Annotated in this window: 19 protein-coding genes, 1 tRNA gene and 1 pseudogene; 14 read left to right on the plus strand and 7 right to left on the minus strand. The window is 48.9% G+C overall.

The genetic code is table 11. The annotated features are described in order from the left end of the window. Positions 1 to 9: 9 nt before the first annotated feature. The 3 genes from yagF to BFG58_RS15690 all read left to right on the plus strand — a co-directional run bounded on the left by yagF (position 10) and on the right by BFG58_RS15690 (position 5,208). Positions 10 to 1,977: a xylonate dehydratase YagF gene (gene yagF / locus BFG58_RS15680; protein ID WP_069720087.1), complete on the plus strand. Its 1,968-nt coding sequence runs from the start codon at positions 10 to 12 to the stop codon at positions 1,975 to 1,977. 226 nt (positions 1,978 to 2,203) lie between these two features. Next, on the plus strand, positions 2,204 to 3,586 hold the full coding sequence (locus BFG58_RS15685) for an MFS transporter (protein WP_023619136.1): 1,383 nt from the start codon (positions 2,204 to 2,206) through the stop codon (positions 3,584 to 3,586). Positions 3,587 to 3,597: 11 nt separating this feature from the next. Beyond that, complete coding sequence (locus BFG58_RS15690; protein WP_069720088.1) at positions 3,598 to 5,208, plus strand: glycoside hydrolase family 43 protein; 1,611 nt, start codon at positions 3,598 to 3,600, stop codon at positions 5,206 to 5,208. A gap of 4 nt (positions 5,209 to 5,212) precedes the next feature. Here BFG58_RS15690 and xynR read toward each other — a convergent pair whose 3' ends face one another. The 3 genes from xynR to BFG58_RS24210 form a co-directional block, all read right to left on the minus strand. Continuing rightward, positions 5,213 to 5,971 (minus strand): DNA-binding transcriptional repressor XynR, encoded by a 759-nt coding sequence (gene xynR, locus BFG58_RS15695; protein WP_069720089.1) that lies wholly within the window; start codon positions 5,969 to 5,971, stop codon positions 5,213 to 5,215. A 319-nt stretch (positions 5,972 to 6,290) separates the two neighbouring features. Continuing rightward, positions 6,291 to 7,295, minus strand: a complete 1,005-nt coding sequence (argF, locus tag BFG58_RS15700) for an ornithine carbamoyltransferase (protein ID WP_069720090.1) — start codon at positions 7,293 to 7,295, stop codon at positions 6,291 to 6,293. After that, entirely contained in the window at positions 7,265 to 7,360 is a 96-nt protein-coding gene (locus BFG58_RS24210; RefSeq protein ID WP_213014347.1) for a hypothetical protein, read from the minus strand. The genes argF and BFG58_RS24210 overlap by 31 nt, the downstream gene beginning before the upstream one ends. A gap of 99 nt (positions 7,361 to 7,459) precedes the next feature. On the opposite strand from BFG58_RS24210, the gene rraB reads away from it, so the two are divergent. From rraB to BFG58_RS15730, 6 genes and pseudogenes are all read left to right on the plus strand, one after another. Next, entirely contained in the window at positions 7,460 to 7,885 is a 426-nt protein-coding gene (rraB, locus tag BFG58_RS15705) for a ribonuclease E inhibitor RraB (RefSeq protein ID WP_025759886.1), read from the plus strand. A gap of 47 nt (positions 7,886 to 7,932) precedes the next feature. Next, positions 7,933 to 8,691 (plus strand): tRNA isopentenyl-2-thiomethyl-A-37 hydroxylase MiaE, encoded by a 759-nt coding sequence (miaE, locus tag BFG58_RS15710; RefSeq protein ID WP_069720091.1) that lies wholly within the window; start codon positions 7,933 to 7,935, stop codon positions 8,689 to 8,691. A gap of 30 nt (positions 8,692 to 8,721) precedes the next feature. After that, the gene (locus BFG58_RS15715; RefSeq protein ID WP_069720092.1) at positions 8,722 to 9,444 is read left to right on the plus strand and encodes a topoisomerase II; all 723 of its coding nucleotides are present in this window, start codon (positions 8,722 to 8,724) and stop codon (positions 9,442 to 9,444) included. Positions 9,445 to 9,549: 105 nt separating this feature from the next. Continuing rightward, positions 9,550 to 9,634, plus strand: a tRNA-Leu gene (locus BFG58_RS15720). Positions 9,635 to 9,833: 199 nt separating this feature from the next. Next, positions 9,834 to 11,090, plus strand: a pseudogene (locus BFG58_RS15725) (tyrosine-type recombinase/integrase). Between the two features lie 81 nt (positions 11,091 to 11,171). Beyond that, a complete protein-coding gene (locus BFG58_RS15730) occupies positions 11,172 to 11,474 on the plus strand; it encodes a hypothetical protein (protein WP_069720093.1) in 303 nt (100 codons plus the stop codon). Positions 11,475 to 11,629: 155 nt separating this feature from the next. On the opposite strand, the gene BFG58_RS15735 is transcribed toward BFG58_RS15730, so the two are convergent. From BFG58_RS15735 to BFG58_RS15745, 3 genes are all read right to left on the minus strand, one after another. Continuing rightward, on the minus strand, positions 11,630 to 12,469 hold the full coding sequence (locus BFG58_RS15735) for a hypothetical protein (RefSeq protein WP_069720094.1): 840 nt from the start codon (positions 12,467 to 12,469) through the stop codon (positions 11,630 to 11,632). Between the two features lie 212 nt (positions 12,470 to 12,681). Next, positions 12,682 to 16,053: a DEAD/DEAH box helicase family protein gene (locus tag BFG58_RS15740; RefSeq protein ID WP_069720095.1), complete on the minus strand. Its 3,372-nt coding sequence runs from the start codon at positions 16,051 to 16,053 to the stop codon at positions 12,682 to 12,684. Then, positions 16,053 to 19,154 carry a DNA methyltransferase gene (locus tag BFG58_RS15745; RefSeq protein WP_069720096.1) on the minus strand — a complete coding sequence of 1,034 codons (3,102 nt, stop codon included), beginning with the start codon at positions 19,152 to 19,154 and terminating at the stop codon, positions 16,053 to 16,055. The genes BFG58_RS15740 and BFG58_RS15745 overlap by 1 nt, the downstream gene beginning before the upstream one ends. Before the next feature lie 392 nt (positions 19,155 to 19,546). On the opposite strand from BFG58_RS15745, the gene BFG58_RS15755 reads away from it, so the two are divergent. Both BFG58_RS15755 and BFG58_RS15760 read left to right on the plus strand, forming a co-directional pair. Beyond that, positions 19,547 to 20,694 (plus strand): IS3 family transposase gene (locus tag BFG58_RS15755; RefSeq protein WP_139125315.1). Its coding sequence is split into 2 segments (ribosomal slippage): positions 19,547 to 19,784 and positions 19,784 to 20,694, totalling 1,149 coding nucleotides; the frame shifts between segments, so codons are not numbered across the junction. A 138-nt stretch (positions 20,695 to 20,832) separates the two neighbouring features. Continuing rightward, a complete protein-coding gene (locus BFG58_RS15760; RefSeq protein ID WP_049268568.1) occupies positions 20,833 to 21,318 on the plus strand; it encodes a GNAT family N-acetyltransferase in 486 nt (161 codons plus the stop codon). A 377-nt stretch (positions 21,319 to 21,695) separates the two neighbouring features. On the opposite strand, the gene BFG58_RS15765 is transcribed toward BFG58_RS15760, so the two are convergent. Then, positions 21,696 to 22,565, minus strand: a complete 870-nt coding sequence (locus BFG58_RS15765; protein ID WP_069720099.1) for a phosphorothioated DNA-binding restriction endonuclease — start codon at positions 22,563 to 22,565, stop codon at positions 21,696 to 21,698. 300 nt (positions 22,566 to 22,865) lie between these two features. Here BFG58_RS15765 and BFG58_RS23445 point away from each other — a divergent pair, with 300 nt between their 5' ends. The 3 genes from BFG58_RS23445 to BFG58_RS15780 all read left to right on the plus strand — a co-directional run bounded on the left by BFG58_RS23445 (position 22,866) and on the right by BFG58_RS15780 (position 24,334). Beyond that, positions 22,866 to 23,333, plus strand: coding sequence for a SymE family type I addiction module toxin (locus tag BFG58_RS23445; RefSeq protein WP_083261496.1), 468 nt, complete (start codon positions 22,866 to 22,868; stop codon positions 23,331 to 23,333). Positions 23,334 to 23,549: 216 nt separating this feature from the next. Further along, on the plus strand, positions 23,550 to 24,008 hold the full coding sequence (locus tag BFG58_RS15775; RefSeq protein WP_048965584.1) for an STM2901 family protein: 459 nt from the start codon (positions 23,550 to 23,552) through the stop codon (positions 24,006 to 24,008). After that, on the plus strand, positions 24,002 to 24,334 hold the full coding sequence (locus BFG58_RS15780) for a DUF1493 family protein (RefSeq protein ID WP_069720100.1): 333 nt from the start codon (positions 24,002 to 24,004) through the stop codon (positions 24,332 to 24,334). The genes BFG58_RS15775 and BFG58_RS15780 overlap by 7 nt, the downstream gene beginning before the upstream one ends. Positions 24,335 to 24,340 lie beyond the last annotated feature (6 nt).

The following is a 24,340-nucleotide window of genomic DNA, read 5'->3' on the forward strand; positions in this document are numbered from 1 at the left end:
ACGATAACCATGACCATCGAGAAGATTTTCACCCCACAGGACGATGCGTTTTATGCGGTGATCACCCACGCGGCGGGGCCGCAGGGCGCGCTGCCGCTGACCCCGCAGATGCTGATGGAATCCCCCAGCGGCAACCTGTTCGGCATGACGCAGAACGCCGGGATGGGCTGGGACGCCAACAAGCTGACCGGCAAAGAGGTGCTGATTATCGGCACCCAGGGCGGCATCCGCGCCGGGGACGGACGCCCGGTCGCGTTGGGCTACCACACTGGCCACTGGGAGATCGGCATGCAGATGCAGGCGGCGGCGAAGGAGATCACCCGCAACGGCGGGATCCCGTTTGCGGCCTTCGTCAGCGATCCCTGCGACGGGCGCTCTCAGGGCACGCACGGCATGTTCGACTCCCTGCCGTACCGCAACGACGCGGCGATCGTGTTTCGCCGCCTGATCCGTTCCCTTCCGACACGCCGGGCGGTGATTGGCGTCGCCACCTGCGATAAAGGGCTGCCCGCGACCATGATTGCCCTGGCCTCGATGCACGACCTGCCGACCATTCTGGTGCCGGGCGGGGCGACGCTGCCGCCAACCGTGGGGGAAGACGCGGGCAAGGTGCAGACCATTGGCGCGCGCTTTGCCAACCACGAACTCTCCCTGCAGGAGGCCGCCGAGCTGGGCTGTCGCGCCTGCGCGTCGCCGGGCGGCGGATGTCAGTTCCTCGGCACGGCGGGCACCTCGCAGGTGGTCGCGGAGGCGCTGGGGCTGGCGCTGCCGCACTCCGCGCTGGCCCCGTCCGGGCAGGCGGTATGGCTGGAGATCGCCCGCCAGTCGGCGCGCGCGGTCAGCGAGCTGGATAACCGCGGCATCACCACGCGCGATATCCTCACCGACAAAGCCATCGAAAACGCCATGGTGATCCATGCGGCGTTCGGCGGCTCGACCAATTTACTGCTGCACATTCCGGCCATCGCCCACGCGGCGGGCTGCACAATCCCGGACGTAGAGCACTGGACGCGCGTCAACCGTAAGGTGCCGCGCCTGGTCAGCGTACTGCCCAACGGCCCGGACTATCACCCGACCGTGCGCGCCTTCCTCGCGGGCGGCGTGCCGGAGGTGATGCTCCACCTGCGCGATCTTGGCCTGCTGCATCTGGACGCCATGACCGTGACCGGCCAGACGGTGGGCGAGAACCTCGACTGGTGGCAGGCGTCCGAGCGCCGTGCGCGCTTCCGCCAGTGCCTGCGCGAGCAGGATGGCGTGGATCCGGATGACGTGATCCTGCCGCCGGAGAAGGCAAAAGCGAAAGGGCTGACCTCGACGGTTTGCTTCCCGACGGGCAACATCGCGCCGGAAGGATCGGTGATCAAGGCCACGGCGATCGACCCATCGGTCGTCGGTGAAGATGGCGTTTACCGCCACACCGGTCGGGCGCGGGTGTTTGTCTCGGAAGCGCAGGCGATCAAGGCCATCAAGCGGGAAGAAATTGCGCAGGGCGATATCATGGTGGTGATCGGCGGCGGGCCGTCCGGCACCGGCATGGAAGAGACCTACCAGCTTACCTCCGCGCTGAAGCATATCTCGTGGGGCAAGACGGTATCGCTCATCACCGATGCGCGCTTCTCGGGCGTGTCGACAGGCGCCTGCTTCGGCCACGTGTCGCCGGAGGCGCTGGCGGGCGGGCCGATTGGCAAGCTGCGCGATAACGACATCATCGAGATAGCTGTCGACCGACTGACGTTAACGGGTAGCGTGAACTTTATCGGTACCGCGGACAACCCGCTGACGCCGGAGGAGGGCGCGCGCGAGCTGGCTCGGCGGCAGACGCACCCGGACCTGCACGCCCACGACTTTTTGCCGGACGACACCCGCCTGTGGGCAGCATTACAGTCGGTCAGCGGCGGCACCTGGAAAGGCTGTATTTATGATACCGATAAAATTATCGAGGTAATTAACGCCGGTAAAAAAGCGCTCGGACTTTAATTATTTTTCACGCGATTGTCGTCTACGGAATATATTCCGTGGACGGCTTTTTCTTGTCTTTATTTTATCAATATAAACAATAAGTTGTGATATATCGTTGGCGTCACAAAAGCAAAATAACGTAATTCAGAAATAAGATATGACCATTGCTGGTTAATTGAACAGCTCATTACACTCCATTAACACGATGTTGTAATTCAGCACACTACATAAGGGTGTAATTCTGATGACGCAATTAACCATGAAAGACAAAATTGGCTACGGGCTGGGTGACACCGCCTGCGGCTTCGTCTGGCAGGCCACGATGTTCCTGCTGGCCTACTTCTACACCGACGTCTTCGGCCTGTCGGCGGGCATTATGGGGACGCTGTTTTTAATCTCACGCGTGCTCGACGCCGTGACCGACCCGCTGATGGGGCTGCTGGTCGACCGCACCCGCACGCGGCACGGCCAGTTCCGCCCGTTCCTGCTGTGGGGCGCCATCCCGTTTGGCATCGTCTGCGTGCTGACCTTTTACACGCCGGACTTCTCCGCGCAGGGCAAAATCATCTACGCCTGCGTGACCTACATTCTTCTGACCCTGGTCTACACCTTCGTTAACGTGCCGTACTGCGCCATGCCCGGCGTCATCACCGCCGACCCGAAAGAGCGTCATGCTCTGCAGTCCTGGCGCTTCTTCCTGGCGGCGGCGGGATCGCTCGCCATCAGCGGCATTGCCCTGCCGCTGGTGAGCATCATCGGCAAGGGGGATGAGCAGGTGGGCTATTTCGGCGCCATGTGCGTGCTGGGCCTGACCGGCGTGGTGCTGCTCTACGTCTGCTTCTTCACCACCAAAGAGCGCTACACCTTTGAGGTGCAGCCGGGCTCGTCGGTGGCGAAAGATCTCAGGCTGCTGCTCGGCAACGGCCAGTGGCGGATCATGTGCGCGTTCAAGATGATGGCGACCTGTTCCAACGTGGTGCGCGGCGGGGCGACGCTCTACTTCGTCAAATACGTGATGGATCACCCGGAGATGGCGACCCAGTTCTTACTCTACGGCAGCCTCGCCACCATGTTTGGCTCGCTCTGCTCCTCCCGACTGCTGGGGCGCTTCGACCGCGTCACCGCCTTCAAGTGGATCATCGTCGCCTACTCGCTGATCAGCCTGCTGATTTTCGTCACCCCGGCGGAGCACATCGCGCTGATTTTCGCCCTCAACATCCTGTTCCTGTTCGTCTTTAACACCACTACGCCGCTGCAGTGGCTGATGGCCTCTGACGTGGTGGACTACGAGGAGAGCCGCAGCGGGCGCCGCCTCGACGGCCTGGTGTTCTCCACCTACCTGTTCAGCCTGAAGATTGGCCTGGCGATTGGCGGGGCGGTGGTGGGCTGGATCCTGGCGTACGTCAACTACTCCGCCAGCAGCAGCGTGCAGCCGGTTGAGGTGCTGACCACCATCAAAATTCTGTTCTGCGTGGTGCCGGTGGTGCTCTACGCGGGCATGTTCATCATGCTGTCGTTCTACAAGCTCACCGACGCCCGCGTGGAGGCCATCAGCCAGCAGCTGATCAAGCACCGCGCGGCGCAGGGCGAGGCCGTTCCCGACGCCGCGACAGCCGCATCCCATTAACCGGAGGCACTATGCAAATCACTAACCCTATTCTGACCGGCTTCAACCCGGACCCGTCCCTGTGCCGCCAGGGCGAGGACTACTACATCGCCACTTCGACCTTCGAGTGGTTCCCGGGCGTGCGCATCTACCACTCCCGCGACCTGAAAAACTGGTCGCTGGTCAGCACCCCGCTGAACCGCGTGTCGATGCTGGACATGAAGGGCAACCCGGACTCCGGCGGCATCTGGGCGCCGTGCCTGAGCTACGCCGACGGTAAATTCTGGCTGCTCTACACCGACGTGAAGATTGTCGACTCGCCGTGGAAAAATGGCCGTAACTTCCTCGTCACCGCGCCGTCCATTGAGGGGCCGTGGAGCGAGCCGATCCCCATGGGCAACGGCGGGTTTGACCCGTCCCTGTTCCACGACGACGATGGCCGCAAATATTATCTCTACCGCCCGTGGGGGCCGCGCCACCACAGCAACCCGCACAACACCATCGTATTGCAGGAGTTTGATCCGCAGACCGGCACCCTCTCGCCCGAGCGCAAAACCCTGTTTACCGGCACGCCGCTCTGCTACACCGAGGGGGCGCACCTCTATCGCCACGCGGGATGGTACTACCTGATGGTCGCCGAAGGCGGCACCAGCTACGAGCACGCCGTCGTGGTGCTGCGTTCCAAAAACATCGACGGGCCGTACGAGTTGCACCCGGACGTGACGATGATGACCAGCTGGCACCTGCCGGAGAACCCGCTGCAGAAGAGCGGCCACGGCTCGCTGCTGCAGACCCACACGGGGGAGTGGTTCATGGCCTACCTCACCAGCCGCCCGCTGCGCCTGCCCGGCGTGCCGCTGCTGGCCTCCGGCGGGCGTGGCTACTGCCCGCTGGGGCGCGAGACCGGTATCGCCCGCATTGAATGGCGCGACGGCTGGCCGTACGTGGAAGGCGGCAAGCACGCGCAGCTGACCGTGAAAGGCCCGCAGGTGGCGGAGCAGCCTGCAGCCGTTCAGGGCAGCTGGCGGGAGGATTTCGACGCCAGTTCGCTTGACCCGGAGTTGCAGACCCTGCGCATTCCGTTCGACGACACCCTCGGCTCGCTCACCGCGCGCCCGGGCTACTTACGGCTCTACGGCAACGACTCGCTCAACTCGACCTTCACCCAGTCGACCGTGGCGCGCCGCTGGCAGCACTTCGCCTTCCGGGCGGAGACGCGGATGCAGTTTTGGCCGGTCCACTTCCAGCAGAGCGCGGGGCTGACCTGCTACTACAACAGCAAAAACTGGAGCTACTGCTTTGTGGACTACGAGGAGGGGCAAGGCAGAACGATTAAGGTGATCCAGCTCGACCACAACGTGCCGTCGTGGCCGCTGCACGAGCAGCCGATTCCGGTGCCGGAACATGCGGAGAGCGTCTGGCTGCGCGTGGACGTGGATACGCTGGTCTACCGCTACAGCTACTCGTTTGACGGCGAGACGTGGCACGCCGTGCCGGTGACGTATGAGGCGTGGAAGCTGTCGGACGACTACATCGGCGGGCGCGGCTTCTTTACTGGCGCGTTTGTGGGGCTGCACTGCGAGGACATCAGCGGAGATGGCTGCCACGCAGACTTTGACTACTTCACCTACGAGCCGGTTTAACGGCTCAGGCCGGGTAGCCCAGCGCGCGTGACAGCTCGAGCCCGGCCTGCTGGAGCTGCTCGCGGAAATCAGCCAGCTCTGCGTCGTCCACGCGCGAGGTCAGCGTCGACAGGCTCAGGGCGGCGATGATGCGGGATTCGTGGTTCCACACCGGCACCGCCACGCAGCGCACGCCCTGCTCGTTCTCTTCGCTATCCAGGGCGTAGCCCTGCGCGCGGGTCTGCGTCAGGGCGCTCATTAGTGCTTCACGAGAGGCGAGGGTGGAAGGGGTATAGGTGGTGTACTGATAGCCCTCAAGCAGAGCGTTCAGCTCGGCCTCGCCCAGCCAGGCAATCAACACCTTGCCGATAGCGGTGGCGTGAACCGGCAGGCGGCGGCCAATGCGCGAATAGGCGATGGCGGCCAGCTTGCCTTCAATCTTCTCGATATAGACCCCTTCACGCCCGTCCAGGATCCCCAGATGGGTGGTCTGCCCGGTCCGCTGGGACAGCTCCGTCAGCCAGCCTTTCGCCTTCTGACGAATATCGATGGAGCCCACGACAAAATGGCCGCGCTCGACCAGCTTCATGCCGAGGCGATATTTGCCGTTCTCCGGGTTCTGATCGATATAGCCGTGAAGCTGCAGGGTTTTCAGCAGCGAGTGGAGGGTACTCTTGCTGAGCCCCATCAGTTTGCTGATGTCGGTGATCTTAAGCTCGGTGGCCTGCTCGTTGAACAGGTCGAGGATCTGCAACGCACGTTCAACAGACTGAATAATCGGCATAATGCTGGTATGTCCACGCTGGAATTAAGGCGAAAACGTACCTTTTTCGGGGTGAAAAATCAATTGAGTAGAGCGGGTTGTGGGAGAAAGGGCATCAGCCGCATCGTCGCCTGATTCGCCCGGCGGCGCTGCGCTTGCACGGGCCTACGGGTTGGGTGTTCTCTCTCCCCGTGGGAGAAGGCCGGGGTGAGGGCACCAGGCCGCATCACCGCCTGATTCGCCCGGCGGCGCTGCGCTTGCACGGGCCTACGGGCTGGGTGTTCTCCCTCTCCCTGTGGGAGAGGGCCGGGGTGAGGGCACCAGACCGCAGAGGAGTCAATCACTCCCCAAGCGTCGCCACCATCACCGCCTTAATCGTATGCATCCGGTTTTCCGCCTGGTCGAACACGATGCTCGCCTTCGACTCAAACACCTCGTCCGTTACTTCCATCCCGCCGTGCAGATCGAACTCTTTCGCCATCTGCTTGCCGAGCGTGGTCTGGTCGTCATGGAACGCCGGCAGACAGTGCAGGAACTTCACGTCCGGGTTGCCGGTCAGCGCCATCATCTGCGCATTCACCTGATACCCGCGCAGCAGCGCGATACGCTCCGCCCACTTCTCTTTGGCTTCACCCATCGACACCCACACGTCGGTATAGATAAAGTCCGCGCCCTTCACGCCCGCCGCCACGTCTTCCGTCAGGGTGATCTTCCCGCCGTGCTTCTCCGCCAGTGCGCTGCACTCCGCCACCAGGCTCTCTTCCGGCCAGCAGGCCTTCGGGGCCACCAGGCGCAGATCCAGCCCGGTCAGCGCCGCCGCTTCCAGCATCGAGTTGCCCATGTTGTTGCGCGCGTCGCCCGCATAGACCAGCGTCATCTCGTTAAACGCCTTGCCCGGCAGGTGCTCCTGCATGGTCAGCAGGTCCGCCAGCAGTTGGGTTGGATGGAACTCGTTGGTCAGCCCGTTCCACACCGGCACGCCCGCATACTGCGCCAGCGTCTCGACGACTTCCTGGCCATGGCCGCGATACTGAATGCCGTCGTACATCCGCCCGAGCACGCGCGCGGTGTCCTTAATTGACTCTTTATGCCCAATCTGGCTGCCGCTCGGCCCTAAATAGGTGACGCGTGCGCCCTGGTCAAATGCGGCAACTTCGAAAGAGCAACGGGTACGGGTCGAGTCTTTTTCGAAGATGAGCGCGATGTTTTTACCGGTAAGCTTTTGTACTTCCTTGCCATTTTTTTTATCGGCTTTGAGCTGTGCGGCAAGGGTCAGCAGAGAAGTGAACTGTGCAGGGGTAAAGTCGAGCAATTTCAGAAAGTGTTTCTTGTACAGATCAGACATTTTATCCTCACATGGCGAACGCCACTTATTGAATTAAAATTCACTTTATATGTGTAATTATTCATTTGCAACCCCGTTTCACAAATCTTTCCAACAAAGGTGGAGGCAAACCCGTCCGTGTGTGAAAATAGAAGTATCTGCCGCACTTTAAAGAGGATTGAGCCATGGCAAACCCGGAACACCTGGAAGAGCAACGCGAAGAGACGCGTCTGATTATTGAAGAGCTGCTGGAAGACGGTAGCGATCCGGACGCGCTGTACACCATCGAGCACCATTTCTCTGCGGATGATTTCGACGCGCTGGAAAAAATGGCCGTGGAAGCCTTCAAGCTGGGTTACGAAGTGACCGAGCCGGAAGAGCTGGAAGTGGAAGAGGGCGACACCGTCATCTGCTGCGACATCCTGAGCGAAGGCGCGCTGAAGGCGGAGCTGATCGACGCGCAGGTCGAACAGCTGATGAACCTGGCCGAGAAGTTTGACGTGGAATACGACGGCTGGGGAACCTACTTCGAAGATCCGAACGGTGAAGACGGCGAAGAAGGTGACGACGAAGATTACATCGACGAAGACGACGACGGCGTGCGTCACTAAGCGTTTCAGGCGGTGGCGCGCGCCACCGCTTTTTTCAAGGCAGAACCATGGATTACCCGCAGATACTCGCCCCCGTACTCAACTTCCTCCAGTGCCCGACCCCGCAAGCATGGATTGATAAAGCCCGCGACCCGGCGAACCTGCCGCTGCTGCTCACCGACCACATGGTGTGCGAGCTCAAGGCCGCCCAGACCGCGCTGCTGCTGGTGCGTAAATACGTCGCCGACGAAAGCGGTGCCGACGCGCTGCTCGACTGGCTCAAACCCTACGAACAGTTCACCTTCCGCGACGGCCCGGAGCCGGACTTCATCGCCCTGCACAAGCAGATTGGCAAAAGCGTGATGCCCAAAACCGACGACCCGTGGGGCCAGGCTCTCATCGACAGCATGGTGCTGCTGATTAAAGAGGAGCTGCACCACTTCTGGCAGGTGCGCGAGGCGATGCTGGCCCGCGATATTCCGTACGTCAAAATCACCGCCAGCCGCTACGCCAAAGGGATGCTGAAGGACGTGCGCACCCACGAGCCGCTGACGCTGATCGACAAGCTCATCTGCGGCGCCTACATCGAAGCCCGCTCCTGCGAACGCTTCGCCGCGCTGGCCCCGTCCCTCGACGACGACCTGCAGAAGTTCTATCTCTCGCTGCTGCGCTCGGAAGCGCGCCACTATCAGGACTACCTGACGCTTGCCCGGCAGGTAAGCGACGACGATATCTCACCGCGCATACAGCTTTTTGGCGAAATTGAAGCCACACTTATCTCGACACCGGACAACGAGTTTCGCTTCCACAGCGGCGTGCCGGTGTAAACCGGCATAGCGAAAGGATAAGGATGCGAGATGAATAAAACGTGGACCCGTATTGTGATTGTCGTCGTCGCGGCTGCCGCCGTGGCGTTCTGGGTATTCTTCGATAAGCAGCGTGCTCCCGAACACCAGATTGATACCACCCTCAACGCGATGCCCGCCTGGCAGGTGATTAAGGAGCAGGAGCCCGCGCTGCATCAGCGCATCCTCGACCAGATGGCCGCCCTGCAAAAAGCGGGCGAGCCGGAGCAGCAGATTATCGACACCATCCAGCCGCAGATCCTGCATCTGCAGATGTCGCGCCTGCAAAACGCCCCGGACGCCAACGTGGTGAACTACATGACCATCAACATGGAGCAGACCGCCGCCATTCAGAAGGTGAGCGACGACGCCTGCTTCCGCTTCCTCTACCCGATGGTGAAGGGCGGCGTGAACCCGATGCGCATGCTGGATAAAGACCTGATGACGCGGCGCATGCAGGCCGATGCTGACATGATGCGCGCGGCCTACGGCAAAAACCGCCACACCGTGACCCCGGCCGAACGCGAGGCGGCCGTCGAGGATGTGCGACCGATTATGAAGGCGCTTGCCGATAAGTACGGTGAGGACATCCAGCTGCTGCAGATGCCGGAGAAGGCGGCGGGCAAAGAGAAGTTCTCCTGCGATATGGTGCAGGAGATGTGGGCCAAGGTGCTGGCGCTGCCGGAGCAGAAGGCGGCGAGAGTAATTCGACTGGCGGTGTCTGAGCTGGAGTGACGGTAGCGCTGGTTTTTTGGGCACTTAGCGCGGGTTTAGCGCGTCGTCGCTTGCATGGCGGCGCGCGACAGGTATAATCCACAACGTTTCCGCATCCCCTTCAGTGCCGAAGTGGCGAAATCGGTAGACGCAGTTGATTCAAAATCAACCGTAGAAATACGTGCCGGTTCGAGTCCGGCCTTCGGCACCATCGGAACATCAATAGACGTCAACGGACGTCTTTTTTTGTGCCCTAAATCCAGTATCCGCAAGGCTTTCCTCGCTTTTTCACTCAACAGAAGTCAATCTGAGTCAACCCACATCAATACGCTTGTGAGTATAGAACCGAGTATATATGTTGGTTCGATAATGGTTGTATACTCACTTCGGCACATGGAAGGAGAACTTTTATGGCTCTGACAGATATCAAAGTGCGTTCTGCAAAACCACAGGAAAAGGAGTATACCCTTGTCGATGGGGATGGCATGTTTTTGCTCATTCACCCTAACGGCTCAAAATACTGGCGGTTCCGCTTTCGCTTTGGTGGTAAGCAGCACCTGATGGCATTTGGGGTTTATCCTGAAACGTCACTGGCTGATGCTCGTCAAAAAAGGGAAGAGGCCAGAAAGCTTGTTGCTGCAGGCATCGATCCCCGTGAACACAAACGTGCAGTGAAAGAAGAGCTGACGAAAGAGGCTATTACCTTTGAGTCAGTTGCCAGAGAGTGGCACGCAGCAAATAAAAAATGGACAGAAGAACATAGCCGACGGGTGCTGAAGAGCCTGGAAGATAATTTGTTCCCAGCAATTGGGAAGCGGAGTATTGATAGTTTTAGTACGCGCGATCTCCTTGTCCCTATCAAAGTAGTTGAGGCTACAGGGCGTCTTGAAGTGGCTTCGCGTCTTCAGCAGCGTACCAATGCGATTATGCGTTATGCAGTGTAAAGCGGTTTGATCGATTACAATCCTGCTCAGGAGATGGCTGGGTCAGTTGCTTCAAGTAATCGTGTCCATCGACCAGCACTTGAACTGAAACGCTTACCTGAACTACTCCAGCGAATTGATAGCTACTCCGGACGACCTTTAACCCGTCTGGCTGTTGAGCTGACGTTATTAATCTTTATTCGTTCCAGTGAGTTGCGCTTTGCCCGTTGGCCAGAGATCGATTTTGAAAGGGCAATGTGGACAATCCCGGCAGAACGAGAAGCTATCGATGGAGTGAAGCATTCTCAACGTGGTTCTAAAATGCGCACACCTCATCTGGTGCCATTGTCTCACCAGGCTTTAGCAATCCTCAAACAGGTTCACAAGCTTAGTGGCGAGCGCGATTTTGTTTTCGTTGGAGATCACAACCCTTGTAAACCGATGAGTGAAAACACGGTGAACAAGGCGCTGCGCGTGATGGGATACGATACGAAGGTTGAAGTATGCGGGCATGGATTCAGGACGATGGCATGTAGCTCGTTGATTGAATCGGGGTTGTGGTCGAGGGATGCGGTAGAACGTCAGATGAGCCATATGGAGCGTAACTCTGTAAGAGCTGCTTACATCCATAAGGCTGAGCATTTGGACGAGCGTAGGTTAATGGTACAGTGGTGGGCCGATTTTCTAGATGTTAATCGTGAGAGGGGGGTTAGTCCGTTTGATTTTGGTAGCGAAAGATTGTAAAACGAGGATTTAGTGAATATTACTACTCTTATATAGCTATAACGTATTTTAAAATTTTTAAATTATTACGAGAAAGGAAAAATGAAGTTACTTAACACTTTTGAGGATAAAGAGGAAGCTGAGGAAGCATTAACAAAGATTGTAGGAGAAAAAAGGCTTGCTAGCGAAAGGGATAGCACTCAGACTATTTATAACCTTTTTGGGCAGCCTACATGGAATAATTTTTACAAACTAGATATGTTTGATCTTTCTGAATTGAAAGTAATTTTAGAATCTCGACGATCTGGGGCGAAGATAAATGAAGAAAGGTATGCTGAAATTATAAACACATTGAATCATGTAGCGCGAGCATTTGATTTATCAATTCCAAAGCATTGGCTATGATAGGTGTGAGTTACCTCTTTAATCTTTATCACTTTCGTAAATATATGCCTCAATAATAATTTATTGAGGTTATTTATATAATCATAGGTATTGTTGTGCATATTTATGGTTTTTGTTATTGGTGAAATAAAAAAATATCTTTTTTGTAAAAGTAATTAATTTATGCTTATTAGGTATTTCTCGATGTCAGAGTAATCATTTATTTTAAGTTGGGGGATGATTCTTTGGCCTGAAATACAAGTAATTAAAGACTCGAAATCACTCATCTCTTTGATATTTAAATATATTTTTTGTGTATGTCCTGATTTTCTATTCTCTCTATAATCACCCTTAACAGCTTGTCTTATATATTCTCTCTGAGTGTTTTTGCATTCTAATACATATCGATAAGTAGACCAAAATATGCCTTTTAAACATGGGATATCATACCAATAAACGTAGATGGTTTTGTCCTGAATTTCATTAGATTCAATAAGATTAAATTGTTTTTCAAGTTTCTCATCGCTATCTAAAGTAAGGGAATGGCTATTGCAATAAAAATCACTACTTACGAGGCTATTTATTTTTACAAATGGTTTGAATATAGACTTCATTTCAATATAGAATAAAACTTCTCCATTATATTTGTCCTCTATTTTTAGATCAGGCATATTTTTATATTCAACATCGGCTTTTTTACATTCAAGTTGTGTTTTCTTTATTTTAAAAATAAAATTTAAATAATTCATGAAAGAAACTTCAATACCTATTCCACGAACAATATCATCGTCGTGGTCGATATTTGGTCTTTTGGCTAGGAAATGATTTTTACAAGATTTGCAGGTTTCATCATTATAAGGAGGTGTGGGTTCTTTGACAGAGTAATATCCGCAGTAATATAAATCGGTATTATCATTACATTTCAAAAACGTTTCGTGTGATTCCAGTGAAAAACTCTGGGATTTTAGCTCTACAAACTTTAAAAAATGTCGGTAAATAATTTGAGATAAAATCATTTAGGGACTCCATTTCCATCCAATAGTGTATTTCAGAAAGATATAGGGTCATCAAATGATTGTTTTGTCAATGTTTATTTTAGGTTGGGATTTTTCGCAGGTCATGGCAAAAGAATATCCTCTATTACCATAAATGTTAAATGTCTAATAGTTGAATCATAAATAAGTCACTTCCAAGTTCAACTTAGAAGTGACTTTGCATCACTTTGTATCTATTTAATTTTTGAAAACAGTTTCTTCAAATAAGTATTCGGACCATCTTCCATAAATAATACATTTTTATCTTCAAGATCTGTTTTTTGGATTTTATTTCCAATATTTAATAGTTCTGAGAATTTCGTCGGAGACAAAATGAATGCATTTAGTATCAGCTCTGATTCATGTTGTACTGACTGTTCTGCTAGTTTACGTTCTAGTTTTTTAACCTCTATATACAGCCCCAATTTAGGATCGGTCAAATCAAGGTTACGTAGACCTTTGGGATCGACAAATGATAGCCATTGCTTACCAGTTTTATCATCTACTAGCCACAACAAGAAATCAGGATAGAAATTCCCAGCTAAAGCAAAACTTAAGCCTTTATCCTCTCTGCTAGCATTACGCAAAAGATAAATACTGCGCTGGCCAATGATATCTTGCCCTTCTTTAGAATTATAAAATTCCTGTAAGCCATGAACAAAATCCCATTCGCTAGGGGCGTCTAAAGATTGAGGTCGCATCTTCAGAGGAAGAGATTCCTTATTCTCTAAAGCTAATAGCGGATAGTAAAGATGACGTTCAAAGCTTATTGCAACCATATTGGAAGCATTCCATTTGCTAGCTTCACCAATATTTCCTTCAGCCACAAGATTCTTAAGAATATTTAATTTGTTATAATACTCTATACCATTGTCGTTATTTTCTATATCAAACTGATAGAGTTTGAGCATAGAACCATGATTCTCATCCACATGAATAATATCATAAAACTGCCCCTCATACGCTGTTTTAAGTGTTTTATAGAAGCGATCTGTATAGTCGATGAGAAGTCGCAGGAGAATGTCCTCCTGTTTATTAATATCAGAAAACGAGTTTACCTCAAGCTCTGTACTTGGAACGAATAAAGTATACCAGTTAGTATGCCCATTACAAAACTCGATCAATTTCTGGCGTTCTAATCTTAAGTTGCTCCAGTTTCGTTGTAGCTTGTAATCCTGTAGAGCTAAATAGATCCGATCCCAGTTAAATAAAGTAAATAAATCAGCGTTAAGTGTCCCTTTATGGCGAGCTTCAGATAAAAGAGAAGAACCTTTACGGGAAGTAGATAATGCTTCAACTCTTGGGTAAAGATCAAGAACCACATGTGGTTCCTTGATTTTCCCTTTAAATTGTGCGGGTATCTCATACAGCCAAGGGTAGTAGGTCCGTTTGAAACCCAACTTCTGATTATCCTTATAACCATCTTTTAATGTTAATGTTTTTAACTTTCCTTTAGGTAGATTGCTTCTCGTTGGGAAATCTAATTCAAGAATCTCGTCACTTGGCGTAACACCCTCTTCACGCAGATAATCTTTAAAGGCCGCCATATAATTAGCACGCACACCGAAGATATTTAGAGTTTCAAGTTTTTCTAAATGTAGCCCTTTGGGGCGTTCATGCGGGAGAGTACGCTTAAGAGAAAAATTCTTACCTTTAAGGCGTACCCCTCGGCCAAATAATTGAATAATTTGTGAGCCTTCTCCCTTGCCCATATTGAGAAGACCCATAGTTGACACGCGCCAGCTACTCCAACCCTCAGTGAATTTTCGCGAGCCAATCAGTATATTAAGCGGGCTATTCTTTTCATTTAACGAAGAAAATAGCGCACCACCGAAATCATCCCTTTCATTATCAAAATTTTCGGAATCTTCAGCCATACCAAAGAAACCAGTATCATCACCAATATTAATTAGTCCGAACGGTACAGCATCTCCAACACGTAGAGCTAATTCACCTTTGCTACTTTTAATATTAACAAGCTTTAAGCGTTGTTTGGAGGTGCTATTAAAAACGCGTATCAGGATATCACGATATAAAGTATCTATTTGATCCAAGTAACTCATCAACGGAGTGAATCGTCCTTTGAAAATATTATTTCCAGAGGCATCCAATATTTGAGCTCTGTCAGCAATGAAATCTGCTATCCATGATTTAATCGTGGCATCATTATTCAGAAAATAGGAAAGGAAATTAACAACCTCTAAAATATCAGACTCTTCTCCTGAAACTGAATTACCTACAAAAACCCACAATGGTTTTTCGATGTTATAATCAATCAACCGATCGTGGTTGTTGCTCCACAGCCAGAGTTGCTGGTAGAAAGAAAGTAGACAAGCGGTGAAATACTTCCGAGCATTTTCTTCATGTTCGTAAGCGACTCCATTCATATTCAGAATTAATGATTCTTTCCCGTAACCGTCTTCATAGAAAAATTTGTAAGAATAATCAAATAAAACGCACTTTGCGTAGATCTCCCGCGTAGCTGTGATCTTCGCTAGACGTTTATCTTCCAAAGTTAGCACTAGTTGTGATAATTGCTCGTCATTTAATTTTTTTAAATTTACTGTGCCAAAGAGCATTTTAGCGCGCTTTTTCTGTATGTCCTCTTCAGCCGCTGAAATAATCATCCCTTTAGCTACTGCCTGACCAAAAGTAGCTGAATATTCAAAGGCAAAACCTCCTCGAACAAGCACTTCTCGTCGGCTCATCCATGCACCTGCAGCAGTCCCAGTACCGCGATGACCTTCATCTACGAGTACTAGGTTATTACCTTCGAAAGCTTCCACTGCAACTTTTTTATCACCCATTGCATCACCAAGCTTATTAATGTCTATTATTTCGACTATTCCTGGGTAATGTAGTGTTTGATTTTTATTAAAGAGCTGAGCAGTTAAGCCTGACAGATTCAACTCCTCTAAATGTTGGCGTGAGAGCCCTTCATTAGGTGTAAGAAGAATAATTTTGCTTGGATAATAATCATTACGCCCAGCTTGGAAGTAATGCAAATACTGTCGAATATTTACATGTAATAACAGCGTCTTGCCGCTACCTGTTGCATTCCAGAAGGCAATTTTGTTTAAATCATCAACATCAAAATCTTGGAACGGCTCTGCTCCGTTTTCTTTGCGATAAATGGCCATTTCATAATTCAAACCATCCAGAAGCTCTTGGCGCTTATTAAAGTACCAATCCAGGTAAATCTCAGTGAATAGTAAAGACAGATACTGGAAATATTTCATTTGCAGTTCGTGTCCTTCCAGCTTATTGCGCTGAAGAGTTATGTTTTGCCAATGGCTAACAATGTTTAGATCATAGCGGCGAAAATCTGCGGTGGATGCACGTTCAACTTCGAACAAGTCGCGAGAAAGTTCGCTAAAGAATTTAGATTGCCCGTCCTCATCAATACCTTCGTGTCTGTCATCCCCAAGCCGAACTTTGAGTACACTGAGGTCACCTCCTTTGAAAAAGCCTAACATCCAACGATTAAGCACTAATTCTTGGTGAAAACTACGTTTCATATTATTAACTTTTGTTAATCGTTCAGTAGTTTTTGACAGACGAGACATCAGTTGTCCTCCATAAAGAACATTCGGGAGAGGAATTCTGACTCAATTTGACGCAGTTTGAGAGTGCGAGTATTTCCACCTTCTTCCATTGTCTGTGTGAATACGTTTGGAATGTTATGGTCGCCATTGATATAAACAACATCATATTTATTATTGATTGGGTTAATGGCCAGTAGATCGCAAAGTTTATTAACACCTTCATAATCAAGTTTGTCACAATCTCGCCATAGTACCAAGCAGGATTCTCCATTAGGTAGAATCCCCGTTACAGTAGCATAGCCTTTCTCTATATGAGCATCGATTTGATTAACTTCCAATCCGATTAAGTAATTAAATGTCTCGATTAGATCAATTTTTTGTTTTGCAAAGGCTCCTGCGGAGTCAATTGCGATATTCAACATATAATCAAATGGCTTTTGGAAATCTTTTACGGATAATAAAGAATCACGGCTTTCAACTTCAAGCATGTAATGAAGTAGATAATCATCTTTTGCTTGTTGAGGCAGCTTTTCAAACAGATCATCTTGAGTGGTAGAACGGCTTAATTGCAAATTATTTAATGTATCTTCATAGCTTTCAAGTTTAATAATCTTAAAGCATTGGGATATACCAGTTTCAGAAGAAACAGGTTTTCCTTCACTCCAATCTTGTGAATATACGGCTTTAATGACACGAGGTTTAGTTACCTTATCAAAATATTCACCCTGTTCAACTAAAATGAAACTGGTGTTGCTTTTTTGACCGGCTGAAATAGCCTGGCGTTTTAGATCAATAACAGCATGTGCAGTTGTACCACTGCCACCAAAGTAATCTAAAATTATAGCGTCAGAATCTCCTTGCGTTGCTAGAGAAACACATTTTTTTACTAAGTTAATAGATTTTGGAAAATCGAATCTTTTTTCACCAAGCATATTGATGAGAAGACTATTACCATATTTACCAGCATCGAATTCTCCTCCTGACCAGACAGTTTTTGGTACTGTTTGTTCGTGCGTAACAAAAAGATCCCATTCACCTTTTGTATTAATAGCTGCGATACGGTCTAAATTGTCGCGAATTGAATCGAGACCGAAGTTCCAGCGCCTCTCGACCCCATCTTGATCAATAGGCCAAACTTCAATACGCCCATCAGACATAATGACATTCTTCCCGGAAGGGTGAAAATCATCTTCTGGAACAACGCCAATATCAACTATCTTACCATTTTGGAGATATATCGGGTAAAAAGACAGTCGTCTATCAATTCTTCGAGAGTTTTCACCCCATCGGCGCATTTTACGTGGAGAGCTATTTTCTTCCAGTGTTCTTGCGATACTACCCGATAGACCATCACGAGTTAAAAATAAAGCATACTCATGAATTCTATTGAAATTTCGTGTAATAGATCCTTTTGGATTATGGACTACCGTTATCCTCGAAAGAGTATGTTCTGGTGCAACCTCTTCAAGTATAGTTGATAGGTTTACCATTTCGGAGTCATCGATAGCAACTGTTTTAACTCCGTCGAATTTTAATAACTTCATCCCTTTTTGCAAGCGATCCTGCATTAAGCTTGCCCATGAGGAATGCTTGTATTCATTCTTATAAAGAATCGGAGTCGAGTTTGTATTATAAGGTGGATCAATATAAATATATTTTACCTTCTCCTTATAGCGCTCTTGCATTAAGTTTAAAGCTTGGAAGTTGTCACTATGAATAAGAATTCCATCGATGTTTTTATCTAGGTTTTGTGATGCGCGTAATACTTTAGCTTTAAACGTGTCGCTAAATAAACTGGTGTCTACCATGCGATATAATGATGATTTCAGATCATCAATTGTACCTGGAGCATTTTTGTTCCAAACGCCCAGTTTATTCCACTGTGACCATTGAGCCTCATTGTCAATTATTTCAGGATACATTTCCTCAGGTATTCTATCGACAGTAATGCAATAGTGACTGGATACTACAAATTTCTTTTTTAGCCAAAGCTTTTTCTGAAAATTTTCTATTTGAGCAAGAAAATCAATCAATTCTAACGCAATGCTTCGGAAACATTGGATCATGCGTAGATTTTTTTCGATGTCAGAAAATGAGCTTGCATTTTGAACATCGTCTAAATTCATTACTTCATTTTTGATATAAAAATCCAGTTCGCGACGAAGGAAGGCTCCTAGATCTTTGTGGATAAAATAATCTGCAGTGTTCTTAGTTGTATAATCGAACAGATGCTTTTCAAGCAAAGTGCGCTGAGGATTCTTTTCAGTGGGAGCTCGGTTAGTTAAATCTAACCAGCGCGACTTAACATTTGGGTGATCAAGAATGGTTTCCACCGCTTTTGTTATCAGCGTTTCTTGTTTCATACCTTTTGGTTGAGCTGAGTACTCAAACCGGATCAGCAATACATCCTCGTTCGTACCTTTAACTTCTTCTACCGGTAGCAATTTTTCTTCATACTCATCGCCATTATCATCAATACGTATGACCGTTCTTTGTGTTGCTATAACAAATCTGCGTTCCTTGTCATTATCCTTGCGGTTATCCTTAGCAACATCTGCTGCTATTAGACGGAAGTTGACAGCTCGGCCATCTTTCAGCTTAAAGCTATAATTGGTAAAATTTTCACCGCTCTTGGTGTAGTACTGATCCTTATTAGCCCAATGCAGAATAACTTCTTCACCAGCATAGGGTATCGCATAGGTGTCGCCTTTGTAGCGCCGTTGGCTGATAAAGTCGCCTTGGTCATAGTAGCGTGAGAAAAAGGTAAGCAGATGTGAAAATACGGCATTCTCATTCTCGAGCGTTTCGGTATTTTCTTGCGCCAATTGACGTCTCAATTCTTGGATTTTGGGTACAGTATCAGGTTCTATACCATCTGCTTGGTACTGTGCTTCTTTATCCTTAAGTTCTCTAGCTAGAAGTTCATATTGAGTGTTAGCACTTTTACTAAGCACAGCTTTAGCCTTGGCGGCTAGGCGATGCTCAAGGTAGTAGCTGATCTCGGTAGCTCGCGCGTTTAGAACCTTGTAAATGCCAAAGTCAAGCTCTGGACGGTCGATTTGAAAAATTTCGCGCAACCTATTAACAAGTTCTTGGAGTTTGGCAGTTTGTTTGATGGTCATCTGTTTTATAATCCTTAATCTCGTTATATGTGTTGCGTTGAATTGTTTGTATACACAGAGCAGAATGTGTTCGCTTTGGTTGTTTTGTAACCTTGGCTATACGGCATAAGGGCCATCATTTTCGTTGATATCGCTTTCAATCGCAAAGAAATCCTAGCATCATCGTTTCCCTTTATGATAACACCGTGCAAAGTCTCGCTAAGAGTTCAAATCAAGCTAGGAGGATAAGTGTGCTGACTGCGCCTCGGTAGACGATCTGGCCATATAGTCTGGGCATAGGGGGAGTGTATGGGGACACCACGATTTACACCTGAAGTTACGGAAGAAGCTGAATCGCCACGGGTTTAACAGACACCTCAGAGTCATTTAAGATGACTTAAAGAGAGGTGCCCATGAGCGGTAAACGTTATCCCGAAGAGTTTAAAATTGAAGCAGTCAAACAGGTTATTGATCGCGGTCATTCTGTTTCCAGCGTTGCAACACGTCTCGATATCACCACCCACAGCCTTTACGCCTGGATAAAGAAGTACGGTCCGGACTCATCCACTAACAAAGAACAGTCAGATGCTCAGGCCGAGTTCCGCCGACTCCAGAAGGAGTTGAAGCGGGTTACTGACGAACGGGACATATTAAAAAAAGCCGCGGCGTACTTCGCAAAGCTGTCCGACTGAGGTACGCCTTTATTCGTGACAACTCCCTTTGCTGGCCTGTTCGTCTGCTCTGCAGGGTGCTGGATGTTCATCCCAGAGGCTTTTACGCCTGGTTTAAGCAACCGTATTCTCAGCGCCACCAGATAGATCTGAGACTGACGGGACAGATCAAACAGTTCTGGCTGGAGTCCGGTTGCGTTTATGGTTATCGCAAGATCCATCTGGACTTGCGGGATAGTGGGCAACAGTGCGGAGTGAACAGAGTCTGGCGACTGATGAATCGTGCCGGGATAAAGGCTCAGGTCGGGTACCGGAGCCCGCGGGCACACAAAGGCGAGGTCAGTATCGTATCGCCCAACAGGCTCCAGCGACAGTTCAATCCGGATGCTCCGGATGAGCGGTGGGTAACGGACATAACCTACATCAGGACCCACGAAGGCTGGCTGTATCTTGCCGTGGTTGTTGATCTGTTCTCACGCAAAATTATCGGCTGGTCAATGCAATCCCGGATGACAAAGGACATTGTCCTGAATGCGCTTCTGATGGCCATATGGCGACGTAATCCTCTAAAACAGGTGATGGTTCATTCAGATCAGGGCAGTCAGTACACAAGCCATGAGTGGCAGTCGTTCCTGAAATCACATGGTCTGGAGGGCAGCATGAGCCGTCGCGGTAACTGTCACGATAATGCGGTTGCAGAAAGCTTTTTCCAGTTGCTGAAACGCGAACGGATAAAGAAAAAGATCTACGGAACACGGGAAGAAGCCCGCAGCGATATTTTTGATTACATCGAAATGTTTTATAACAGTAAGCGTCGGCATGGTTCGAGCAATCAGATGTCACCGACAGAATATGAAAACCAGTATTATCAACGGCTCAGAAGTGTCTAGATTATCCGTGGCGATTCATTTTACAAACGAAATCAGGCATCTTTCAATACGGGATTCGGGGCCATTATCAGCATCGCTCAGGTATCCAAGCACTCTCAAATGAAACATATTTTTAAATACTGATTAAGGAGGTGTTAAATGGAAGTTGTATACCAAGTTGTTGTAAATGACAGAATCTCTAACTCTCATAGAGAGACTTTTGCAGAAATGCTTAAAGCTCAAGGAAAGGTTCAAGGTGATTTGGCTATAAAAGCAGATAGGTGCATGGCGATATGTTTTGCTTTCTACAACGAAGAGCTAGTTGCTATTGGTGCAATTAAATGTAAAACCGTATCGGATTTTTCTGCTCATAAAGCTGATGTAAGTTCACTTGAACCAGAATTTGATTGGGAGTTGGGTTATATCTACACAGCCCCAAAATTTGAAGGTAAAGGACTTGCTCGTAATGTAGTTGCGAATTTGTTAGAGTTTTTTGGAGAGGGTAACTTGATGGCATCAACTGAGATCACTGAAAATCCAGGAATGGTACGCATATTAGAAAGAAATGGTTTTAAGCTATATGGAAAACCATGGAAAAGCGCGATACACGGAAATTATTTAGGACTTTATCTTAGGTTAAAGTGATGATATCAATAATAATTCTGACAAAAATTTTGTTTTCTTGAGTAGTAACCATAATCAAATTTCATTAGCTTGAGATTTGATTATGGCATGTCGCTTCGGGAAAAAATTTGAAGTGCCATTAAACGTAACCGACTATAACTAAGTTAGTTTGGTTAAAAGAGCATACTCTACTGTGAGGAGGGCGAGCTAACTGATTGGGTTAAGACCTATAGGTTTTATCATTACTGATCTTGAGGAGAAAAATTTGGTTTATTACTTCATTAATTTTTATAGCAAAAAAGATGAGTATACAACTGAGTATACATCAATTATTAATTAATGATTAACTGTCTATATTTCAGTTGATTAGCGTTGAAATTCGAGTCCGGCCTTCGCACTCATCCTCTAAACACCTCCCTCCGATGCCATTCCACAAACCCTTCCCTTGGATAATTCCCTTTCACCATCGGCAAAGCAATCTGCCTCCCGGCAAAATCCCAAAAAAGTCTCCCAACAATTCCATTCCCATTCACCGCCTCAGACACGAGCACCCGCATACTCTCATCCAGCCCAATCGATCCCTTATCAAACGCCTTATGATGAATTGCACACAACGCCAGTCCGTTCGGGATCTCACATGGTCCGCCAAACTGCTTCCATTTTATATGCGCGGCTTCGAGTCCAACGGAGGCGTTATCATGTCGCATGTTGAATCCGCAGATGGCACATTCATAGTTATACGCACGCAACACCTGCTGGCGGAACAGCGGATCGCGAACCTTACGGATCTGCTTAATATCAAAACCCATCTCATCCGCGATCTCTTCCTGAATGCTTTCCGGAAAATGCGCTTCAAGAATCTGCTGCGCAAGCGAGCCGACCAGGTTTTTGTTCTTACTCAGCAGCGCAAAGTGTTCTTCATCAAACCCGCCTGCGACGTTATGTTCCACAAGTTCTTTAACGGGCGGTTGCTTACTGCCATTGGTCGAACAGAACTCAGTATTCTTCAGATCCCAAAATCCATCCCCTTTGAGCCGCCAGAAAGGCATATTTGGGTAATGCGCCTTCCTCTGTGGGCCAAAGCGTTCTAGCAGGCTAAGCAACTGCTCGTGGACCTCTGTTCCGTAATCAAACAGTCGCGCATGCCCCTGCTGATAGTTCGCCAGCACGTACAGAAGCAATAAAGGCTTATGCGGCGCACGCTGTTCGCCTTTGCGCCAGATGGTGATGTCGGCAATTGCCTGTTCGAGAGTTTTGCTGGAAGCCATCGCGTTACGGAATAAGGTAAATAATTGCGATGATGCTCGCAAAACCCTGACCAATCAACCCGTAACCAACAAAAACATGACCTTACCCCACAGAACTCTATTTCCTGAATCCCCCTCGCAAATTCTAAATTTACCCCACACAAAACGCTGTATTTATATTCAGCCCTGTATAATGAGCATCAGAAATTACGCCGACCGGCAAAAGGAAGTATCAAAGAATATTTAACGAGGAATTCGCGATATGAAGGTGCTGCAACACCCCCATACCGCTAACCACAAACAACTGAAAAGGAGTTGAAAATGGCTGCGACGAATTTTAAGCCAGAGTTTACCGTTTGCAAAACAGAATCAGACGCTTTCACGGGCATGATTGAAAACCGCGAGCTGATCCGCAAAAACAGCGCCCGCCGACTTCACGGCAACCAGCTCAATGCGGCGCCCGTCCATCCCCGCGCTGAGACGCCGCAGGACAGTGCCGCCTGCTGCGAACTTTATTCCCGCATAGATATGAAATACCTTCTTTTGGGCGGCGAGTGGTTAACCCGTGCAGGCTTTATCAACGGCATGCCCGTCAAAATCCGCGCCATGAAAGACTGCATTGTGATTACGCCGCAGCATACAAGAGAATTATGGGGATGCCTTGAAGGTATGAGTGTGGTGAATATAAATAAACAGAAAGTCGCGCAGTGGTTAAAGACGTTTCCGGGAGCACTGAATGATACTGGCGATATCCCGGTAGTTAAGCGCAATATAGGGCAGGCAAAATAATAACGCAGTGGAACACCCTTGATCCTGAATCGAGGGTGTTTAAATTAGTGGAAGGCGTAATCTTTTTTTTCAATAACATTATTGAACTGAATGTTATGGCTGTTTTTTTATCATTGTGGTTATATAAAGAGGATTTTCAGAAGTATGTTGGAGATCTCAATTTAATTATTGTCCAACATTTATGATTCTTCTTGGATTAACTCAATTGAATGAACTATGGACACAACCGAAGAACTAAATGGAACGTATTTTTATGCTGGCAGAACAAATCTTACCGCTGGCGGCCTTTTCTTTATGATTTACTGTGAGTCAATTGCCGATCATTTTGGTATTGACGATGTCGCTGGAATTGCTGCGCTATACAGCGGTGCTAATAATCAGAAGACCAGAAAGAAACCCGCGGGGGCGAAGGAAGGAACGTCCCGAGCCTCGAAAGCCATGAGGCGTTATTTTAAACAAGCAAAGTTCCCGTATGGAATCAAACTCCCGACATGGATTGGCGGCTACACGCCATGGACTGTACGCTGTAGGATGGTTTCACAAATCAGTACGTTTATCGGAAGAACGATTCCATTAGTTGGTATGGTGATATTAGTCGCTGATGTATCACTAATCACCTATGCTGCAATACGTGATTATAATCGAATCGCACGGGGCAGCGACAAACTATGGTAGAGAATATTGAGCAGCGCATCTACGCCTTAGCCAGACGCTATAACGGCGTTTATCTGATGAATAACGAAGCGAAGCAGAAATTACTGAATGCAAAAACTGATTTGGATACTGACATGCAGCTTGATGTTACTGAAGCAGAAGATTTAATGGAAGAGTTTTTTAAAGAATTTGATGTTGATAGAGGGAATTTTAACATAAACACCTACTATCCTGATGAGCCTTTTTCATGGAATCCATTCAAGAAATTCCCTTTGGTGATGGTTCCAGATTTCACCATTGGAATGCTTATCGAATCCGCAAAAGCGGGAAAATGGTTATACGACTAAAATGCA

The organism is Enterobacter sp. ku-bf2 (assembly GCF_001742765.1).
Classification (GTDB): Bacteria; Pseudomonadota; Gammaproteobacteria; order Enterobacterales; family Enterobacteriaceae; genus Enterobacter; species Enterobacter quasiroggenkampii.

Excerpts from the sequence above, each read along its gene's own strand:
- xynR (WP_069720089.1), bottom strand. The coding sequence starts at position 5,971 with ATGCCGATTATTCAGTCTGTTGAACGTGCGTTGCAGATCCTCGACCTG.
- BFG58_RS15685 (WP_023619136.1), top strand. The coding sequence starts at position 2,204 with ATGACGCAATTAACCATGAAAGACAAAATTGGCTACGGGCTGGGTGAC.
- yagF (WP_069720087.1), top strand. The coding sequence starts at position 10 with ATGACCATCGAGAAGATTTTCACCCCACAGGACGATGCGTTTTATGCG.
- miaE (WP_069720091.1), top strand. The coding sequence starts at position 7,933 with ATGGATTACCCGCAGATACTCGCCCCCGTACTCAACTTCCTCCAGTGC.
- BFG58_RS15765 (WP_069720099.1), bottom strand. The coding sequence starts at position 22,565 with ATGGCTTCCAGCAAAACTCTCGAACAGGCAATTGCCGACATCACCATC.
- BFG58_RS15735 (WP_069720094.1), bottom strand. The coding sequence starts at position 12,469 with ATGATTTTATCTCAAATTATTTACCGACATTTTTTAAAGTTTGTAGAG.
- BFG58_RS24210 (WP_213014347.1), bottom strand. The coding sequence starts at position 7,360 with ATGAATAATTACACATATAAAGTGAATTTTAATTCAATAAGTGGCGTT.
- argF (WP_069720090.1), bottom strand. The coding sequence starts at position 7,295 with ATGTCTGATCTGTACAAGAAACACTTTCTGAAATTGCTCGACTTTACC.
- BFG58_RS15730 (WP_069720093.1), top strand. The coding sequence starts at position 11,172 with ATGAAGTTACTTAACACTTTTGAGGATAAAGAGGAAGCTGAGGAAGCA.
- BFG58_RS15780 (WP_069720100.1), top strand. The coding sequence starts at position 24,002 with ATGGTAGAGAATATTGAGCAGCGCATCTACGCCTTAGCCAGACGCTAT.
- BFG58_RS15715 (WP_069720092.1), top strand. The coding sequence starts at position 8,722 with ATGAATAAAACGTGGACCCGTATTGTGATTGTCGTCGTCGCGGCTGCC.
- rraB (WP_025759886.1), top strand. The coding sequence starts at position 7,460 with ATGGCAAACCCGGAACACCTGGAAGAGCAACGCGAAGAGACGCGTCTG.
- BFG58_RS15775 (WP_048965584.1), top strand. The coding sequence starts at position 23,550 with ATGGACACAACCGAAGAACTAAATGGAACGTATTTTTATGCTGGCAGA.
- BFG58_RS15760 (WP_049268568.1), top strand. The coding sequence starts at position 20,833 with ATGGAAGTTGTATACCAAGTTGTTGTAAATGACAGAATCTCTAACTCT.
- BFG58_RS15690 (WP_069720088.1), top strand. The coding sequence starts at position 3,598 with ATGCAAATCACTAACCCTATTCTGACCGGCTTCAACCCGGACCCGTCC.
- BFG58_RS15745 (WP_069720096.1), bottom strand. The coding sequence starts at position 19,154 with ATGACCATCAAACAAACTGCCAAACTCCAAGAACTTGTTAATAGGTTG.
- BFG58_RS23445 (WP_083261496.1), top strand. The coding sequence starts at position 22,866 with ATGGCTGCGACGAATTTTAAGCCAGAGTTTACCGTTTGCAAAACAGAA.
- BFG58_RS15740 (WP_069720095.1), bottom strand. The coding sequence starts at position 16,053 with ATGTCTCGTCTGTCAAAAACTACTGAACGATTAACAAAAGTTAATAAT.